We start from the raw sequence: 18,339 nt of genomic DNA on the forward strand, positions 1-18,339 counted from the left end.
GAGAAAGCAAAATGATAGAAATACACCTCGATACAATGACCATTGCCGAAAAACTCACGGTTATGGAGGCACTGTGGGACGATCTATGCGCCCATAGCCAAATCGCATCCCCGGCTTGGCATCAAGAAGCCCTCAATCACCGCCATCAACTGCGCCAAAGTGAAGGACAGCAACCGATGGCGTGGAGCGAAGCCAAAATGGCGATACGCGAGCGGATTAAGTGACTATCAAAATATTACACCATTGAAGGAGACGATATCGTAATCTACGCCATACTCGATTGCCGCCAAAATCCCGCCTGGATTGTCGGGAGGCTGGAGCAATGAGCAATATCAGCGGCATCGTAAAATCCGCCCGCAACATTATGCGCCAGGACACCGGCACCGGCAGCGATGAGCTGCGCATCCTGCAACTGGGCTGGATGCTGTTTCTGAAAATCTTCAGCGACAAGGACAAAGAGCTGGAGCTGATGGACGACAACTACACCTCACCCATCCCGCCGGAGTTGCACTGGGATGAATGGGCCGGTGACGACGAAGGCATGACCGGCGACGAGTTGTTGCAGTTTGTGGATCGCAAGCTGTTCCCCACTCTGTCGGAAATAGATCTTTCCACCGCCAAGCGCCGCGCGGTGCTGGTGCATGAAGTCTTTGCCAACAACTATAACTACATGAAGTCGGGCATTCATCTGCGCCAGGTAATTAACAAGCTCAACGAGATTGACTTCAATAACAGCAAAGATCTGCACCTGTTCGGCCAGATTTACGAAACTTTCCTGAGCGAACTGCAAAGCGCTGGCACCCTGGGCGAGTTCTACACGCCCCGTGCCATCACCGATCTAATGACCCAGATGGTCAACCCTGTGCAGGGCGAAACCGTACTCGACCCCGCCTGCGGCACCGGTGGCTTTCTCACCGCCGTCATCGAGCACCTGAAAGCCAGCGCCAGCACGGTCGCCGAGCGCGAAGCGATTGCCCAGAATGTGCAAGGCTGGGAATATAAGCCTCTGCCTTACATGCTCGCCAATACCAACCTCATCCTGCACGACATCATCACGCCCAATATCCGCTTTGGTGATTCTCTGGAGCGCCCACTCACCGAATACACTCGCAAAGATAGAGTCAATGTCATTCTGGCTAATCCGCCCTTCGGTGGCGTGGTGTCCAACAATAATGAAAACAATTTTCCTCAGACCTACCGCACCAAAGAGTCTGCCGATTTATTTCTGATACTGATGATTCACCTACTCAAGGAGGGTGGCAGAGCAGCGATTGTGCTGCCAGATGGCTCGCTCACCGGTGATGGCGTCAAACAGCGTATCCGCCTGAAACTGCTTGAAGACTGCAATCTGCATACCATCGTGCGCCTGCCCAATTCAGTGTTCCAGCCCTATGCCTCAGTGGCTACCAACTTGTTGTTCTTCACCAAAGGTGAACCGACGCAAAACATCTGGTACTACGAGCACAAACTGCCCGATGACTACAAAGCCTATTCCAAAACCAAATCCATCCAGTTAGCCGAATTCGACAGCCTGAAAGACTGGTGGAATAACCGCGAAGAAAGTGAACAAGCCTGGCAAGTGGATATCGACACCATTAAGGCCAGAGGCTACAACCTCGACATCAAAAATCCGCACCGTGCTGAAGAGGAAAAGCAGCACAGCAGCGCCGAATTATTGGACTTGCTGCACCAGTCGTTTGCCAAAGGCGATCAGTTACTGGATCAACTGCGAAAGGAGTTGATGTAGTGGCGAACTGGAAAATGGCTAAAATCGGCGATTTCATGTTCGAGCGACAAGGTCGCTACAAACCCAATACGTCGAAAATTTCCGGCTTGTGCCGAATCGACAAAATCGATTTCTCCGGCAATTTCCATATTGCCAACAAACCCAGCAAAACCGACATGATACTGATCAAGCGGGGTGATCTGGTGATATCAGGTATTAATGTCGCCAAGGGTGCACTGGGTGTTTATGATGGTGACGAAGATGTGACGGCGACCATCCACTATTCATCTTACACTTTCGATGAAGACAAAATCAGCGTCGAGTATTTCAAGCGTTTTTTAAAATCACCGCTATTTATTCAACTTCTCAAGGAGCAGGTAAAAGGTGGCATCAAAACTGAGATAAAACCAAAGCACCTATTGCCACTGGAAATCCCTTTGCCGAGCAAAGTGGAGCAGCTTTCTATTCTCAACCGTTTTCAGAGAATAGAAAAAGAAGATATTGAGCTGAAATTCGAGCTTACCCACCAAAAAACCCTACTCAAAAAACTGCGCCAGCAGATTTTGCAGGAAGCCATCGAAGGCAAGCTCACCGCCGACTGGCGCGCCCAGAGCCCCGATGTCGAACCCGCCAGCGAATTGCTGAAACGCATCGACGCTGAAAAAGCACAACTGGTTAAAGACAAAAAAATCAAAGTGCAAAAATCGCTGCCGCCGATTGGCGAAGATGAAAAGCCCTTTGAACTGCCTGAGGAGTGGGAGTGGTGTCGATTGGATCATGTAATTTATGAAAGCCCAAGAAATGGCTATTCACCAAAGACCGTTGACTACCCAACAGGCACGAAAACATTAAAATTAGGTGCAACAACCACTGGGAAATTTATCGATACAGAAATCAAGTATATTGATGAAGAAATACTGAAGGACTCATTTCTGTGGCTAAACGATAGAGAAATTCTCATCCAGCGCGGGAATTCCATGGATTTTGTTGGTATTTCTGCTATTTACAAAGGCGGAGAGCATCGATTCATATATCCTGATCTGATGATGAAGCTAAAGCCCGTAGATTTTATTTCCGAAGTATATCTGCACCATGTTCTAATGAGTCCATTCTGTAGAGAGTATTTCAGAAATAATGCTACCGGTGCACAAAAAAGTATGCCGAAAATAAATCAAGGCATTGTCTCGAGCACCCTGATTCCATTGTGTAGTCAATCCGAACAAAAAGCCATCGTCGCCAAAGTCGAAAAAGCGCTCACCCTCTGCGACCAATTAGAAATCCAAATCAACCAAAACCAAAGTCATGCCGAACAACTGATGCAGGCGGTGTTGAAAGAAGCCTTCAGTAATAACATTGTCAGCACGGTAGCAGCCAGTCAGTCGGAGGCCATCAGTGCTTAACAAGGCCGCCAAACTGGCGCTAGTCTCTACCTCGCTAGCGCCCATTTTTCTGACGCTGTGGTTCGTCGAAATCAGCACTGCGTGGGAAGCGAAATTGCCTTGGCAACACAACCTCGCCGTCCACTGGCAGGCTGGTAGTGCCTATCTACTCGCCGCACTGATGTTAAGCGGCCTTTGCTTCGGGCTGGTGTGGCTGTCAGCCTCGCGTCATGGGCTGGAACGCCTACCGGTGAAAATCAAAGCAGTAAAAACGGTGGACAAGGAGATCGTCGGTTTTTTGCTGGTCTACCTGCTGCCGCTGATCAACCAGAGCCAAAGCACCATCAGCCTGCCGGTGTTGGTATTCGTCGCGGTGATATTCTTCTTTATCGTCTACAACTCGCACGCCTACCACTTCAACCCCTTGCTCGGATTCTTCGGTTATCACTTTTTTGAAGTGACTATCGAGGGTGACATCACCTATGTGCTGATCACCCGCCAGAATATTACCGACTGCAAGAATGTGTCGCAGGTGGTGCAATTGACTGAATACATGATCCTGGATGCCAACCATGCTAAATAATAATGCTAATCTGTTTGCTCTGGTAGATGACGAAGAAAGCCCGGTGCGGCGTATTCCTCTAACCGCCGAACTTAGTGCTGAGCTGTCCCAACTATTCGCCGAGCAGAAAAACGCCTTGCTGGATGGCAAACAAGCCTTCGACTTTACCGGCAGCTACAACGTCGATCACGGCGAAATCTTCACTATTCCCGCCTACCCCTTGCCGCAAGCCATCGGTCAGGCCATCAGTAATCCGTTGACAAATAGTCGCGTTTTGAATCTCAAAAATGAAACTCATCGGATTAAGGCACTGTTCAGTGGCACCTGGACGGTAGCCAGTAAAGTCGTCAATTTTCAGGTATTCGATACCGGCAAGCTCCTGAAGTGCGGTTTTACCCTAATCGGCTCCGGCGACACCTACAAAAAACTGGAAGAACCGGGGCTGATACTGCAAGACAAGCTCACCGCCCATTACGATAACGGGACGCTGTATTTCAGCTCCTACCACAACACCAAACGCTTTCTTGATCTCGCTGACTACTACCGCGAAGCCACCGATACCGATCTCGACGCCTTTGCCGAAACAAAGTTGTTTGCCTTCAAGGATAAAGCCAGTTTCAAAGACAACGCCGACTCAATCATCCGCAAAAAAATCGCCTTGCTGCAAAAGAACAAGGTGCTGGAGAATATCACAGTGGCCGACATGCAGACCGTCGCCAACAACTTCAATCAGGAATTGCCAGAAGAGCATCGCATCCACATAACCGTCAACGATGACGGTAAATTGGTCATTCCTGAGGATAAGAAACAACTCAAAGAACTGATCCGCTTTCTTGATGAAGATTACGTAACTACACCGCTGACAAAGCGCAAATGCCTCACCAATTCCAAGCAATACCTGTGAGCTGCTGATGGAAACGTCCATACGGACGTATGCTCAGAGGCGAAGATTGTATTTGCTTCCCCGGTACCCCTGATAACCAGCGTCTACAGATCGTTTGAACGGATAAACTGTACTTTCCCAAGTTTCAATACAAAATTCCGATTACGCGAAGCTAATCGGACCCACGCAGGCTAAACCAAATCACTTTTGTGTATGCTCAGGTTCAAATACCATGGTGTCCGGATAATAGGTTTTTCCCCATTTCACTAAAGCCTGCAACACCGGGCGTAAATCTTCCCCTTTCTTTGTCAGTACATATTCGTGCCGTACCGGTTTTTGTTGATAGGCCTGCTGCAGAACAATCCCGGCAGCTCCCAGTTTTTTTAACCGGTCTGCCAATATATTGGTCGCTATTCCTTCCGGCGAAGCCAGTAGCTCTCGATAGCGCCTTTTACCCAATAACAGATCACGGATAATCAATAACGTCCACTTATCGCCAAGCTGATCAAGCGCACAAGCAATCGGGCAGAACGATCGTTCAAAAAAGGGTTGGTTTGAATCATTCATCACGGATCAATATGCCTGTCAGGAAAATAATCGAATATGGGTAATATAAATAGATCACTTGCAATTAACAAGCTTATAAGATATAGTTGCTTGCATAACACAAGTAACCCTATCTTCCATTTTATGATGAGGATCATCAGTATGCTGAAGCTTTATCAATTTGAACGTACTTGGGGTATTCCCAATTTAAGTCCTTTTTGCTGCAAAATCGAAACCTATTTGCGAATGGCTGGTATAGCTTATGAAATCAGGCCGGTATTGCCAATTGGCGCGCCCAAAGGAAAACTGCCTTACATCGACGATAACGGGAAAATTCTTGGTGATTCCCAATTCATCATCGCGTATCTCAAATTAACCTATCGAGATCTGGATGAAGGATTGACCAGCGCGGAATCCGCAGCATCGGTTGCAATGCAGCGCTTGCTCGAAGAACATTTGTTTTGGGTTGCATTGTATTCACGCTGGCAATACACGGATGAAAACTGGAAAATTAACAAGCAAGCAATTTTTGGCGCACTACCGCCAATTATTCGGGGTATTGTCGCAAGCCACACACGACAAAAAATCCGACGACAGATCTATGGTCACGGAACAGGCAGACATCAAGCGGATGAGATCTTCGCTTTGGGCAAGCAGGACATTGATGCGCTCTCCGCAATCCTCGGGAACAACCCATACTTCTTGGGCGATCGCCCTACCACGCTGGACGCATCCGCTTTTGGGCTACTGATTAATATTATTGGTTGCCCGATCGAATCACCACTTAAGGAATATGGTGCGGCACAAAATAATCTGGTGAGTTATGTAGATCGCATCAGGCGCGAATTTTACTACGACTTGCCGAGTGCCTGATCCCGGGTGCGGCGATACTTTGCTACGTTGTTTACTCCTGCCCTCGGTGGCATAAATGACGCGGGGAAAGCGTCTAAATTAACCCCCATCGTGCTTATGTCATCATGGGGTTAGATCAAAACGACATCGTACTGCTCCTGGGTATAGGAAGCGACGACTTGTAAGCTGATGGGTGTAGCGATGAAGTCTCCCAGATTGGCAAGTCGCTGGGATTCTTCATCCAGAAAGAGATCGATCACCTGTTGAGATGCCAGAATGCGAAACTCTTTAGCGCTGAACTGTCTCGCCTCCCTAAGCAAATCGCGCAGAATATCGTAGCAAACCGTCTGCGCGCTCCTGATTTCGCCACGCCCCTGGCAGGTAGGGCAAGTTTCACAGAGGATCTGCGCCAAGCTCTCACGAGTTCGTTTACGGGTCATTTCTACCAGTCCAAGCGCGGTAAACCCATTAACAGTCATTTTAGTTTTATCTTTAAGCAATGCTTTGTTAAATTCGGCCAGCACAGCGTTGCGATGTTCTTCCTGGTCCATATCGATGAAATCGATAATGATGATCCCGCCCAGATTTCTTAACCGCAGCTGTCGCGCAATGACCTGCGCAGCTTCCAGATTGGTTTTGAAAATGGTATCAGCAAAATTACTGATACCAACAAATCCACCCGTGTTGACATCCATGGTTGTCAACGCTTCAGTTTGATCCACAATTACATAGCCACCAGATTTCAAATCTACCCGGCGTGCCAACGATTTCTCAATTTCCTGTTCAACGCCATACAAATCAAACAAAGGTCTGACGCCGGTATAGTGGCAAATCTTACCGGCATCATTCACCATATACTCTTGGGTGAATACCATCATTTTCTGAAAAGTTTCTCGTGAATCTACCAAGACACGATCTACCTCAGCATCCACAAAATCGCGCAATACCCGCAGACTCAAATCCAGATCCTGATAGAGCAAAGCGGGAGAAGGAGACGTCAATGCACGTTGCTGAATATCAAACCAGAGTTTATACAGATAATTGATATCTCCCTGTAATTCGGATACCTCCGCAGTTTCCGCCATTGTGCGGATAATAAAGCCGCCGGTGGCATCCACTGGCAGTGCATCCATTAATTTCTGGCGTAGCTGCTCGCGTTCGGCATTATCCTCGATTCGCTGCGACACACCGATATGACAATCCTGCGGCAGATAAACCAACAAACGCCCTGCCAGACTGATTTGTGTAGATAACCTGGCACCCTTTACTCCAATGGCATCCTTGACGACCTGCACCAGAATATTACTGCCTTCGGTTAACAGCTGCTCGATCGGCCGAATTGGGTGTCCATGAGAAAATTCCAGAATATCGGCCACATGAAGAAACGCAGCACGCTCCAGTCCAATATCAATAAAAGCAGACTGCATACCTGGCAACACCCGGCTGACGCGACCATTGTAGATGTTACCCACAATACCGCGACTGTTGTTACGCTCAATATGCAGTTCCTGCGTAACACCTTGCTCGGTGATGGCAACACGTGTTTCCTGCGGGGTAATATTGACCAGAATCTCACTGCTCATAACTTGACATTCCAGATCTTGCTTTTTATTAGGAGCCGTAAAGAAATAAGTGTGCTAATTGGGTGAGTCTGACGGAATGCAAGGCGAGAGGAGGAGTCATAGCGAGCGATAGCGACGACAAACAATGCTGTAGCGTGCTCGCCAGATGCGATCCAAGTGTTACAGTTATTTATGATCGACTCCTTAGCCGGCAAACACCGGTATTCCCGTTTCTTCCAGCAGCTGCGCAGTTTCAAACAAGGGTAGCCCCATTACGCCACTGTAACTGCCACTCATTTCAATAATGAATGCCGCCGCTTTCCCCTGAATTGCATAAGCGCCAGCTTTATCATGCGCTTCGCCGCTGGCAACATAAGTTTCAATCTCCTGAGAACTGATTTCACGCAATCGCAGTGTCGAAACTGATAATCGCAACCTGATCTGTTGCTCAAACGCCAGTCCGATTGCGCTATATACCTGATGCTCTCGTCCTGACAGCTGTTTCAGCATTGTTTTTGCATGCCCGGGATCACGCGGCTTACCCAGAATACAGCCATCCAATACGACTACCGTATCTGCCGCCAATACCGGTTTTACTGGCAAACCGCGCTGACCAATACGCAACCAGCCTGCCTCAGCTTTCGCATGGGTCACCCGGTAGATATAGTCATCCGAAGATTCATCGGGCAATGGTGATTCATCAACATCTGCCGGACGAGTCAACGTCTCGCGCATCAGCAGCACACTGTGATGAATACCAATCTGCCGCAGCAGTTCACGCCGACGGGCGCTGCGCGATGCCAGATAGATCGAGTGTTTGATAGGACTCATTGGTTAGTCAATCATGTTAGAGGTTAAGATTCAGGCACGATGATACGGATGTTGCCGGTTCACCGTCATTGCCCGGTATAACTGTTCGGCGAGCAGCACACGTGCCAATCCGTGCGGTAAAGTTAATGCGGATAGCGCCAACTTCTGATGCGCCAACTGCTGAATAGCCGAATGCAGACCATCCGCACCACCAATAATAAATACCGTATTCCGGCCAGATGCCAGCCAGTCTGTCAGCATTTGTGCCAGCTGCAACGTGCTGGCCTGTTGACCGCGTTCGTCCATGACCACCACATGACATCCCGTCGGCAAGGCGGCTTGAATACGCTCGCTTTCGATACTCAGCAATTTATCCCTGTCCTTACCTGCGCGTTTCTCCGGCTTAATTTCCATCAAACGAACATCGGTCTCCCTGGGCATGCGCCGCACATATTCGTTAAAGCCTTCATCAACCCAGGCTGGCATTTTGTTACCGACTGCCAGAATGTGAATTTTCATGGAGAAACGCTAGCGCAGGGAAGAAGCCCACAATCCCTCCAGATCATAATACTCACGGGTCGCGGGCTGCATGACGTGTACTACGATCTCACCCAGATCAACCAGCATCCATTCACCAGTTTGCTCACCTTCCGCACCATAAACTTCGCCTCCGGCCGCCTTGACCACTTCCCGAACATGATTGGCTAACGCCTTGGTCTGACGGGTAGAGTCGGCACTGGCAACGACCATGATTGTAAATAACGTCGCAAACTTGCCCAGCTCAATGACGCGGATATCCTTAGCCTTAATATCCTCCAGCGCCTGGATGACAATTTTCAATAATTGATCAGAGTTCATTTCTCTCCAACATAGATTTGGTGCCTGATGATATAACTTATTACGCTGTCAGGCAGTAAATAACGCACACTCTTACCTGCCTGGATTAATTTACGGATACGGGTTGAAGAGATCGCCAGCATGGTTGTTTGGGCGACATAAACCCTGCCGGACAATGATTCACGCAAATCGAGAATGTGATCAGTCCAACGATATTCACAGGCTTCCTTCAGAGATGGCGGCAAATCAGTCACATCCTTTATCAAGGTGCTGCCGGGTCTGTTGACTATCACGATATGGCACAATTCGAATAACTCTTGCCAGCAAAACCATTGCGGTAATTTCAGAAAAGCATCGGCTCCAATAATAAAGCAGATCGAGCCTTGAGCATTGATTTCAAGCTCACGCCGGATTTCGCGCAGAGATTCAACACTTCGGGTTTCCCCTGCCCTCAGCAACTCGCGGTCATCCAGAAAAAAACGCGTATTACCACGAATGGCACCGCGCAGCATGACACGACGGCATTGATTGGTTGCCAGAGGCAGATCGCGCAACCGTGGCTGACCAGCGGGTAAAAAACATAATCGATCGAGCGTTAAACTTTCCGACACTTCCTCGGCAACCCGTAAGTGTCCATAATGCACAGGATCGAATGATCCCCCATAAATACCAACGAGCGGGAACGACTCTATATTGCTCATAACCGCATTTAGTTTCTCTCAGGCTAGAATAGCGCCAGTCGCATATCTGCCAAAACTTCTGCAAGATGCGCAGTGAAGCGTGCAGCCTGGGCACCATCGATAACTCGATGATCATAGGAAAGTGACAAGGGCAACAGCAACCGTGGCATAAATTTCTCGTCGCGATAAACTGGCTGATAACTTGCTCGCGAAACACCAAGAATTGCCACTTCGGGCGCATTAATGATTGGTGTAAAACCTGTCCCTCCGATCCCGCCAAGACTGGATATCGTAAAACTACCACCTTGCATATCCCCCGGTTTCAACTTGCCTTCACGAGCAAGAGCAGACAATCTGCCGAGTTCGGCAGCAATTTCCAGCACTCCCATCTGGTCTGCATGATGAATAACCGGTACCACCAGACCACCGGGCGTATCTGCCGCAAAAGCCAAATTATAATATCGCTTTACAATCAACTGATTATTACTATTAGTCTGATCAAGAGACGCATTAAATTCTGGAAATTTTTTTAAAGAAGCCGTCACTGCCTTGATCAAGAAAGCAAGAATCGTTAGCTTGACGCCACCAGCATCCAGTTTCTCGTTATGCGTCTTTCGCAGCGTTTCCAAATCAGTGATATCTGCCTGATCAAATTGCGTCACATGCGGAATCATGACCCAGTTGCGTTGCAGATTAGCACCTGAAATTTGTTGAATGCGTGACAGCGGCTTCAGCTCAATCGGGCCAAATTTAGCAAAATCAATCTGTGGCCAGGGCAGCAGATCCAGTACATTCCCACCTCCAGTACTTTGCCTGTCAGATAATTCCTGTTTAACAAAAGCATGGATATCCTCCTTGAGAATACGCTGCTTGACGCCCGAACCCGCCACCTTACGCAGATCCACACCCAGTTCGCGTGCAAAGCGGCGCACGGAAGGACCGGCATGTGGATTTATGTCAGCATTTTTACTGAACCCGGATTTCAATATCGGTATTTTTGATCCCTCATCAGGCGCCTGCTTTGCCAGCATAACGGCGGCATCGGAATCAACATCAGCTGACGCAGCTTGACTCGTCAGTTGCTCCCCGTCTGCCCCGGTGGCTGAGCTGCCCGCATCCGTGTGAACAGCTTCTTTTTGCTGCGGAGCGGCAGGCGACTCTGCGGGTGGTTCATTTTCGGCAGGTATTAATTCCATCGTCAGGACCAATGCTCCCTGAGAAACCTTGTCGCCAGTTTTTAGCTTGACCTGCTTTATCTTTCCGGCATAGGGGGACGGAACTTCGACTGTTGCCTTATCCGATTCCAGCACGATCAGAGGATCTTCCTGCCGGACGACATCTCCCACTTTAACCAGGATTTCAACCACCGGAACCGCATCAAAATCACCGATATCCGGTACTACCACTTCCTTGACTTCAGCCACACCCACTCCCATCAATCAATTCATCGCAGAAAACATCAGCGAAAGAAACTGCTTTTACCTGACCAGACAATATTAGCTGAGTCATGCGCTGACTGGATCAGGTTTATCCGGATCAATTCCCAACACCTGAATAGATTGAGCAACCTGCTCCACAGGAATTGCACCTTCTTCCGCCAGCGCCTTGAGCGCGGCCACCGTAATATAGTGCCGATCCACCTCAAAGAAATTTCTCAGCTTTTCACGCGTATCTGATCGCCCAAAACCATCGGTTCCCAAAACACAATATCGACCCGGTACAAATTCACGAATCTGGTCAGCGACAATCTTCATGTAATCACTCGAAGCAATCACTGGACCCTTACGATTCTTCAGGCAGGTAGTCACATAAGATAATTTTGCGTTGGCTGCCGGGTGCAGCATATTCCAACGGGAAACCTGCAGCGCTTCGCGGCGCAACTGATTGAAACTGGTTACACTCCATATATCAGCCACTACGCCGTATTCCTTTTCCAGCAGATCGGCGGCAGCAATCACCTCGCGTAAAATGGTACCCGCCCCCAGGAGCTGCACACGGGGTTTGCGCGATTTTTTCTCACCTTCACGCAGTAGATACATACCCTTGAGTATGCCGGGTTCAGCACCTTTTGGCATTTCTGGATGCGCATAATTTTCATTCATGATTGTGATGTAATAGAACACATCTTCCTGCTCCTGAACCATGCGCCGCAGTCCATCCTGAATAATTACCGCCAGTTCGCAGGCAAAAGCAGGATCGTAAGCCACACAATTCGGAATGACCGAGGCCAGCAAATGACTGTGACCATCTTCATGCTGCAGCCCTTCTCCGTTCAGCGTCGTTCGGCCAGCTGTCCCACCCATCAGAAACCCACGGCAACGCATGTCTCCCGCCGCCCAGGCCAGATCACCAACACGCTGAAAACCGAACATTGAGTAGTACACGAAGAAGGGAATCATCTGCACGTTATGCGTACTATAAGCGGTTGCCGCCGCAATCCAGGAACACATGGCGCCGGCTTCGTTGATTCCCTCCTGCAAAATCTGCCCATGCTTATCTTCTTTGTAATACATCAGCTGATCCGCATCTTGCGGTGTATAAAGCTGCCCGACCGATGACCAGATCCCCAGCTGGCGGAACATGCCTTCCATGCCGAATGTACGTGACTCATCCGCGACAATGGGTACGATATGCTTGCCGATATTGGCATCTTTCACCAGGATATTAAGAATTCGCACAAACGCCATGGTTGTGGAAGTTTCGCGGCCTTCTCCACTTGCTTTTAACAAAGCATCAAATGCTTCCAGGGGTGGCGTTTGCAGGCTTTGCGCCTGCTGCCGCCGGTGGTGCAAGAAACCGCCCAATTGCTTACGTCGCTCGTGCATGTAAGCATACTCTGGAGAATTTTTATCCGGCTTCAGATAGGGAACATCTTCCAACTGCTCGTCCGACAGCGAGATGCCAAAGCGATCACGAAATGCCTGCAGTGAAACCGTACCCATTTTTTTCTGCTGATGTGTGATATTTTGCGCTTCCCCCGATTCCCCCATACCATAGCCCTTGATGGTCTTGGCCAGTATCACGGTCGGCTGCCCCTTGTGTTGCATAGCCGCTGCATAGGCTGCATAGACCTTGTGTGGATCGTGCCCGCCACGATTCAACCGCCAGATATCGTCATCCGACATATTGGCGACCATTTCCAGCAATTCAGGATACTTGCCGAAGAAATGCTCGCGAACATACGCACCATCGCGAGCCTTGAATGTCTGGTATTCACCGTCGACACATTCCATCATGCGTTGCTGTAGTAACCCTTTGGTATCTTTTGCGAGCAAAGGATCCCAGTAGGAGCCCCAGATTACCTTGATTACATTCCAGCCCGCACCACGAAATGCCGCCTCCAATTCTTGAATGATCTTGCCATTACCTCTAACCGGTCCATCGAGTCTTTGCAGGTTACAATTGATAACAAACACGAGATTATCAAGATTCTCGCGTGAAGCCAGCGTGATGGCCCCCAAAGACTCTGGCTCATCCATCTCCCCGTCACCGGCAAACGCCCATACCTTGCGATCATTGGTTTTAACCATCCCCCGGCTATCGAGGTATTTCATGAAGCGCGCCTGGTAAATCGCCATCAGCGGGCCGAGTCCCATTGAAACAGTAGGAAATTGCCAGAAATCCGGCATCAACCACGGATGGGGATATGAAGACAAGCCCTTACCACCGGTTTCCTGGCGAAAACTGTCCAGAGACTCCTCGGTCAGAACATCAAGCAGATACGCATAAGCATAAATGCCGGGAGAGGAATGCCCTTGCACGTAAACGAGATCTCCGCCATGATTCTCCGATGGCGCGTGCCAGAAATGGTTATAGCCCACATCATACAAAGTCGCAGCTGAAGCAAAGCTCGCGATATGTCCGCCAACATTGGTTGTACGGTTGGCGCGCAACACCATCGCCATTGCATTCCATCTGACATAAGAGCGGATGCGCTGTTCCAGCGCATGATTACCTGGTGAACGCATTTCCTTGCCGGGAGGAATCGTATTGATATAGGCCGTATTCGCGCTGTACGGAAGATAGGCACCGGAGCGACGCGCTTTCTCCACAAGCCTCTCCAACAAATAATGAGCACGCTCGGCACCCTCATTCAGCAGCACACTTTCCAGCGCCTCCAACCATTCCTGCGTTTCCTGGGGATCAATATCCTGAAATTCCATATGGTTTTTATCGCACTTTATTTAGATAAGATCACTGTTAACCGCTCCATTCTCACTGAATATTGCCGTGCCGATCCAGCAATTGAGCTTCTATTCTGGCATGCTCTGCCGCTTCGACTGCATTACTCATCAACATCATGATGGTCATCGGCCCCACGCCCCCGGGCACCGGCGTGATATAACCGGCTTTCTCCCTGACACTGGCAAACTCCACATCACCGCACAACTTGCCATCCGGCATACGATTAATGCCAACATCAATCACGGTCGCTCCCGGTTTAACCATCGCACCAGTCAATAAATTGGGTTTCCCGGTTGCCATGACTACGATATCTGCACTACGAGTATGTCCACCCAGATCACGTGTTCTGGAAGTGCAAACCGTCACGGTTGCACCCTGCTCCAGCAACATCAGCGCCATTGGTTTACCCACAATATTGCTCCGCCCAACAATCACCGCATGTTGGCCCTCTATCGGAATTTCGTAATGCGCCAACATTTGCATAATGCCAAAAGGCGTACAGGGTCTCATTTGGGCATGGCCAGTCGCCAACGCACCCACGTTACAGGGATGAAAACCATCAACATCTTTACCGATAGCAATGGCGGCAATCACTTTGTGTATTTGAATATGCGTCGGCAGGGGCAATTGCACCAGAATTCCGTGAATCCCAATATTGGCATTTAGAGCCCCAATCTGACGCAACAGTGCTTCCTGAGAAATATCCCCTGGATAATTAAATACTTCGGATCGAATTCCCAGCGTATCGCAAGCTTTCGCCTTATTACGCACATAAACTGATGACGCAGGATCATCTCCAACCAGGATGACCGCCAGACCCGGCTGCATCCAGGTTCGCGACAAATCGTCGGCACGCAACTTCAGAAGTTCACGCAGTTTATCTGCGACCCGTCGACCATCAATGATAATTGCACTCATGAGATAGGCATCAAACCTGGCGGGTCAAGTGGACGAAGATTTTAATCGTTCACCCCGCTTAATCTTGTAACGATAAATAATCAAAATAATCAAAAAAGTGGGCAACATAAACAAAAAAGCCATCACCAGACCGACTATAAAAATAGTTGAATTACTGCTCTCCGGCAAGAATAACGTCACCAGCCATATCCCGGCCATCGCAAACAGCAATCCGCCAAGAATCATAATTTTTTTACCTTGATCAAAGATGCGCCACAATCCACCGGACACTCTGACCTCATCCAGGTAGTGGTCAAACACCTCCGCAAGACTCCGGTCATCCGGCTGACTTTCATAACCCATGGATATGGCCAAAGCTTCATCATCATCCAGTCTGGACGTCTTTCTGAGAAATGCCGTTCTCTTTTCGGCTATTTTGGGTTTGACGCCATCTTTCATCATCATTGCCGTTAGCGCCGCAAAAGCCTTCTCCAGGGCGCTCTCCTTGGGTTCATGTTGCTCATAGCACTTCCACATCACGCCAACCAGATAAAGTTGAATCGTCATGTCTCTGAACTGCGGAGCAAAATCATACTTTTTTCTGTCAGAAATATGCTCAAGCTGAACGGCAATCACTTCTTTTGCATGTGCAATACACTCATCCAGCAGAGCGCTATCCGTAACTGTTGATATATTGTTATGGCTTCCGGCTGATGCTTCCATCGTTTCAATTCCTCTTTACTGATCCAATTAATGGCCGCCATTATATACCTGCCCCATCCGGGCGCACAGAAACAGACAGATACACAGCCCAACCCCACAAAACGCAAACAGTTTACAAACAAGTCGATATAATGCGCAGTTGCCGAATTATTTACCCACCATGGTTACAAAATTTCCCGAAAATTTCAAATCCTATTGCGCTTCGCTGCTTCAACAAGCCATAAATAAAACGCTTCCGGACGAAGCCACCCCGCCCATCGAATTAGCTCGCCCCAAACAATCCGGGCATGGCGACTACGCCAGCAATGTCGCGATGAAAATGGCAAAATCTTTGCGGAGGAATCCGTATGAGCTGGCTACCGCGTTCATTTCAGCACTGCCCATCTCACCCTGGCTGGAAAGAGCCGAGGTAGCGGGCAGCGGTTTTATTAATCTGTTTTTAACCCAAAACGCCAAGCAGCAATTTCTGCATACCATGCTGCGAGCAGGTGAATCATTTGGCCATTGCCATCTGGGCGAAGGCAGAAGCATTCTGATTGAATTCGTCTCAGCCAATCCCACCGGCCCACTGCATGTCGGACATGGCCGGGGAGCCGCTTTTGGCGCAAGCCTGGCCAACATACTTGCTGCCGCCGGCTTTAACGTTAAACGTGAATTCTATGTCAATGACGCTGGCCGACAAATGGACATCCTGACTCTGTCCGTCTGGCTGCGCTACCTGGAATTGAACGGGTTGTTTTTTCAGTTTCCACCGAATGCCTATCAGGGCGAGTATGTCATCACAATGGCAAGGGAAATTCATAATGCGCATGGCGAGCGTTACACACATCGCTCCGAATCCATGCTGCAGCAATTAACAATAGCCAGTACAGATTCCGCTTCTGCGGATGAAGATGCCAGACTCGATCGGCTCATCGCCACGGCCAAACATATCCTCGGGCAGGATTATGCTTATCTGCACAACTTTGTACTGACAGAGCAACTGGGAGACTGTCGAAATGATCTTATGGAGTTTGGTGTCGAATTCGACACCTGGTTCTCCGAACAATCATTGTTTGACAGCGGCATGGTCACTCACGCCACGCGCTTACTGGAGAATAACGAACTGCTCTACCAACAGGATGGCGCAACATGGTTCCGCTCAACTGCCTTTGGTGACGAAAAAGACCGCGTGACGCAACGAGAGAATGGCCAGTACACTTATTTTGCTTCAGATATCGCCTATCACCTGAATAAGTACGAGCGCGGCTTTGATCACCTGCTCAATGTCTGGGGAGCAGATCATCATGGCTACATTCCCCGCGTAACGGGCGCCATGGACGCGCTGGGAGTTGACTCAAAAAAACTGGAAATCGCACTGGTTCAATTTGCCGTCCTCTACCGCAATGGGCAGAAAGCCGCCATGTCAACACGTTCCGGTGAGTTCGTCACCTTGCGCGAACTCCGTAAAGAGGTGGGCAATGATGCCGCCCGTTTTTTCTATGTACTGCGCAAAAGTGATCAGCACCTTGATTTTGATCTTGACCTGGCCAAATCGCAAAGCAATGAAAATCCAGTTTACTATGTGCAGTACGCGCATGCCAGGATTTGCAGCGTACTGGCGCAGTGGAACGGGGCGCCCGCTCTATTTACCACAGCAGATGCCGCCCTGCTGACTGACCCGGCTGAACTCAGCCTGCTGCAAAAACTGAGTGACTTCCAGGATACGATTGAAGCTGCCGCCAGGGAACGCGCACCTCATCTGATTGCCTTCTATCTGCGTGAACTGGCGAGTGAGTTTCATGGTTATTACAATTCCACCCGTTTTCTTGTTTCCGAAGAAACGCTTAAAATAGCCAGACTGGCGTTGATTTTTGCTACCCGCCAGGTTCTGTCCAAGGGATTGACCATGCTGGGCGTAACCTCACCCGCTGAAATGTAGCAATGTTATCTAAGGATTAGAGTGCAATGAGTCGCGATTACAAGTCAAGAAATAGCACTAGTACGGGCAGACGCAGTGGAGGCTTATTTTCAGGGCTGGTTATCGGCTATATTCTGGGTCTGGCAAGTGCCATTGGTGTCTGGCTATTCATCAGCCAGGCACCCAGCCCTTACCTCAACGAATCCCAGACCACTCCGAATCAACCCGCTGAGAAAGCTTCACCTTCAACCCTGTCGAGCAATAAAACCGTTGAGAAAACCCAGTCAGTCGAGAATAAATCACGTTTTGATTTCTATAATATTCTGCCTGGAATCGAAGAACCGGATAGCGAGCTTTTCGTTGATCCTGCTCCAACGGCACCCGTAGCAGCACCGACGATGCCATCCAAAGTACCGCTCCCTCCTCCTGCTAAAGTAGCAAATACAACTTTACCCGAGTCGGTCAAATATTATTTACAGGCCGGGTCATTCAGCAGTCGTGATGCAGCCGAACGCCGTAAAGCGGAACTCGCCTTGCTGGGTGTCATCGCCACCGTAATCACACAAAAATCAGGGGACAATGCAGCCGCACATCGGGTGCAAATCGGACCTTTCGACAAAATGGAAGAACTCGACCGGATTCGCGGATCATTGCAGTCAAATGGCATTACCACCAGTCTGGTACGCAACCCGGATTGATCAGTCTTCCCGTACACGCTGAAAGACATTAGTTTTTGATTTTACACCCTGGTATGGCTAACCAGTAATTTACGATAGACTAGGAGGCTGTCCGAGAAA

18 protein-coding genes are annotated in these 18,339 nt (G+C 49.3%); 8 read left to right on the forward strand and 10 right to left on the reverse strand.

The features are described 5' to 3' along the window. Positions 1 to 11 precede the first annotated feature (11 nt). The 5 genes from IPG31_08345 to IPG31_08365 all read left to right on the forward strand — a co-directional run bounded on the left by IPG31_08345 (position 12) and on the right by IPG31_08365 (position 4,571). Positions 12 to 224, forward strand: a complete 213-nt coding sequence (locus IPG31_08345) for an addiction module protein (protein ID MBK6618354.1) — start codon at positions 12 to 14, stop codon at positions 222 to 224. A 98-nt stretch (positions 225 to 322) separates the two neighbouring features. Further along, positions 323 to 1,747, forward strand: coding sequence for an N-6 DNA methylase (locus tag IPG31_08350; protein MBK6618355.1), 1,425 nt, complete (start codon positions 323 to 325; stop codon positions 1,745 to 1,747). Beyond that, positions 1,747 to 3,126 (forward strand): hypothetical protein, encoded by a 1,380-nt coding sequence (locus IPG31_08355; protein ID MBK6618356.1) that lies wholly within the window; start codon positions 1,747 to 1,749, stop codon positions 3,124 to 3,126. Before IPG31_08350 ends, IPG31_08355 begins: the two co-directional genes overlap by 1 nt. Next, positions 3,119 to 3,688, forward strand: coding sequence for a hypothetical protein (locus IPG31_08360; GenBank protein ID MBK6618357.1), 570 nt, complete (start codon positions 3,119 to 3,121; stop codon positions 3,686 to 3,688). Before IPG31_08355 ends, IPG31_08360 begins: the two co-directional genes overlap by 8 nt. Further along, positions 3,678 to 4,571, forward strand: coding sequence for a DUF4868 domain-containing protein (locus IPG31_08365; protein ID MBK6618358.1), 894 nt, complete (start codon positions 3,678 to 3,680; stop codon positions 4,569 to 4,571). Before IPG31_08360 ends, IPG31_08365 begins: the two co-directional genes overlap by 11 nt. Positions 4,572 to 4,751: 180 nt before the next feature. Here IPG31_08365 and IPG31_08370 read toward each other — a convergent pair whose 3' ends face one another. Then, positions 4,752 to 5,117 (reverse strand): helix-turn-helix transcriptional regulator, encoded by a 366-nt coding sequence (locus IPG31_08370; GenBank protein ID MBK6618359.1) that lies wholly within the window; start codon positions 5,115 to 5,117, stop codon positions 4,752 to 4,754. A gap of 141 nt (positions 5,118 to 5,258) precedes the next feature. Here IPG31_08370 and IPG31_08375 point away from each other — a divergent pair, with 141 nt between their 5' ends. After that, positions 5,259 to 5,969 carry a glutathione S-transferase family protein gene (locus tag IPG31_08375; protein ID MBK6618360.1) on the forward strand — a complete coding sequence of 237 codons (711 nt, stop codon included), beginning with the start codon at positions 5,259 to 5,261 and terminating at the stop codon, positions 5,967 to 5,969. Between the two features lie 110 nt (positions 5,970 to 6,079). Here the strand turns inward: IPG31_08375 and rng are convergent, their stop codons facing one another. From rng to IPG31_08420, 9 genes are all read right to left on the reverse strand, one after another. After that, positions 6,080 to 7,531 (reverse strand): ribonuclease G, encoded by a 1,452-nt coding sequence (rng, locus tag IPG31_08380; protein ID MBK6618361.1) that lies wholly within the window; start codon positions 7,529 to 7,531, stop codon positions 6,080 to 6,082. 183 nt (positions 7,532 to 7,714) lie between these two features. Continuing rightward, on the reverse strand, positions 7,715 to 8,341 hold the full coding sequence (gene maf, locus IPG31_08385) for a septum formation inhibitor Maf (protein MBK6618362.1): 627 nt from the start codon (positions 8,339 to 8,341) through the stop codon (positions 7,715 to 7,717). 30 nt (positions 8,342 to 8,371) lie between these two features. After that, complete coding sequence (gene rlmH, locus IPG31_08390; protein ID MBK6618363.1) at positions 8,372 to 8,839, reverse strand: 23S rRNA (pseudouridine(1915)-N(3))-methyltransferase RlmH; 468 nt, start codon at positions 8,837 to 8,839, stop codon at positions 8,372 to 8,374. A gap of 9 nt (positions 8,840 to 8,848) precedes the next feature. Next, positions 8,849 to 9,178 (reverse strand): ribosome silencing factor, encoded by a 330-nt coding sequence (gene rsfS, locus IPG31_08395; GenBank protein ID MBK6618364.1) that lies wholly within the window; start codon positions 9,176 to 9,178, stop codon positions 8,849 to 8,851. Beyond that, complete coding sequence (gene nadD / locus IPG31_08400; protein MBK6618365.1) at positions 9,175 to 9,858, reverse strand: nicotinate-nucleotide adenylyltransferase; 684 nt, start codon at positions 9,856 to 9,858, stop codon at positions 9,175 to 9,177. Before nadD ends, rsfS begins: the two co-directional genes overlap by 4 nt. Before the next feature lie 23 nt (positions 9,859 to 9,881). Next, entirely contained in the window at positions 9,882 to 11,261 is a 1,380-nt protein-coding gene (gene aceF / locus IPG31_08405; GenBank protein ID MBK6618366.1) for a dihydrolipoyllysine-residue acetyltransferase, read from the reverse strand. An 81-nt stretch (positions 11,262 to 11,342) separates the two neighbouring features. Then, the gene (aceE, locus tag IPG31_08410) at positions 11,343 to 14,000 is read right to left on the reverse strand and encodes a pyruvate dehydrogenase (acetyl-transferring), homodimeric type (GenBank protein ID MBK6618367.1); all 2,658 of its coding nucleotides are present in this window, start codon (positions 13,998 to 14,000) and stop codon (positions 11,343 to 11,345) included. A gap of 52 nt (positions 14,001 to 14,052) precedes the next feature. Further along, positions 14,053 to 14,940: a bifunctional methylenetetrahydrofolate dehydrogenase/methenyltetrahydrofolate cyclohydrolase FolD gene (gene folD, locus IPG31_08415; GenBank protein ID MBK6618368.1), complete on the reverse strand. Its 888-nt coding sequence runs from the start codon at positions 14,938 to 14,940 to the stop codon at positions 14,053 to 14,055. Positions 14,941 to 14,964: 24 nt separating this feature from the next. Next, positions 14,965 to 15,642 carry a hypothetical protein gene (locus IPG31_08420; protein MBK6618369.1) on the reverse strand — a complete coding sequence of 226 codons (678 nt, stop codon included), beginning with the start codon at positions 15,640 to 15,642 and terminating at the stop codon, positions 14,965 to 14,967. A 160-nt stretch (positions 15,643 to 15,802) separates the two neighbouring features. On the opposite strand from IPG31_08420, the gene IPG31_08425 reads away from it, so the two are divergent. Beyond that, positions 15,803 to 17,563: an arginine--tRNA ligase gene (locus IPG31_08425; GenBank protein ID MBK6618370.1), complete on the forward strand. Its 1,761-nt coding sequence runs from the start codon at positions 15,803 to 15,805 to the stop codon at positions 17,561 to 17,563. 26 nt (positions 17,564 to 17,589) lie between these two features. Then, entirely contained in the window at positions 17,590 to 18,240 is a 651-nt protein-coding gene (locus IPG31_08430; GenBank protein MBK6618371.1) for an SPOR domain-containing protein, read from the forward strand. The last annotated feature ends 99 nt before the right edge of the window (positions 18,241 to 18,339 follow it).

The sequence above is a fragment of the Nitrosomonas sp. genome (genome assembly GCA_016703745.1).
Classification (GTDB): domain Bacteria; phylum Pseudomonadota; class Gammaproteobacteria; order Burkholderiales; family Nitrosomonadaceae; genus Nitrosomonas.

Bases quoted from the DNA above. Each gene is read 5' to 3' on its own strand.
- folD (MBK6618368.1), bottom strand. From the start codon at position 14,940: ATGAGTGCAATTATCATTGATGGTCGACGGGTCGCAGATAAACTGCGT.
- IPG31_08365 (MBK6618358.1), top strand. From the start codon at position 3,678: ATGCTAAATAATAATGCTAATCTGTTTGCTCTGGTAGATGACGAAGAA.
- rsfS (MBK6618364.1), bottom strand. From the start codon at position 9,178: ATGAACTCTGATCAATTATTGAAAATTGTCATCCAGGCGCTGGAGGAT.
- aceE (MBK6618367.1), bottom strand. From the start codon at position 14,000: ATGGAATTTCAGGATATTGATCCCCAGGAAACGCAGGAATGGTTGGAG.
- IPG31_08370 (MBK6618359.1), bottom strand. From the start codon at position 5,117: ATGAATGATTCAAACCAACCCTTTTTTGAACGATCGTTCTGCCCGATT.
- IPG31_08375 (MBK6618360.1), top strand. From the start codon at position 5,259: ATGCTGAAGCTTTATCAATTTGAACGTACTTGGGGTATTCCCAATTTA.
- IPG31_08345 (MBK6618354.1), top strand. From the start codon at position 12: ATGATAGAAATACACCTCGATACAATGACCATTGCCGAAAAACTCACG.
- nadD (MBK6618365.1), bottom strand. From the start codon at position 9,858: ATGAGCAATATAGAGTCGTTCCCGCTCGTTGGTATTTATGGGGGATCA.
- IPG31_08425 (MBK6618370.1), top strand. From the start codon at position 15,803: ATGGTTACAAAATTTCCCGAAAATTTCAAATCCTATTGCGCTTCGCTG.
- IPG31_08350 (MBK6618355.1), top strand. From the start codon at position 323: ATGAGCAATATCAGCGGCATCGTAAAATCCGCCCGCAACATTATGCGC.
- rng (MBK6618361.1), bottom strand. From the start codon at position 7,531: ATGAGCAGTGAGATTCTGGTCAATATTACCCCGCAGGAAACACGTGTT.
- maf (MBK6618362.1), bottom strand. From the start codon at position 8,341: ATGAGTCCTATCAAACACTCGATCTATCTGGCATCGCGCAGCGCCCGT.
- IPG31_08430 (MBK6618371.1), top strand. From the start codon at position 17,590: ATGAGTCGCGATTACAAGTCAAGAAATAGCACTAGTACGGGCAGACGC.
- rlmH (MBK6618363.1), bottom strand. From the start codon at position 8,839: ATGAAAATTCACATTCTGGCAGTCGGTAACAAAATGCCAGCCTGGGTT.
- IPG31_08420 (MBK6618369.1), bottom strand. From the start codon at position 15,642: ATGGAAGCATCAGCCGGAAGCCATAACAATATATCAACAGTTACGGAT.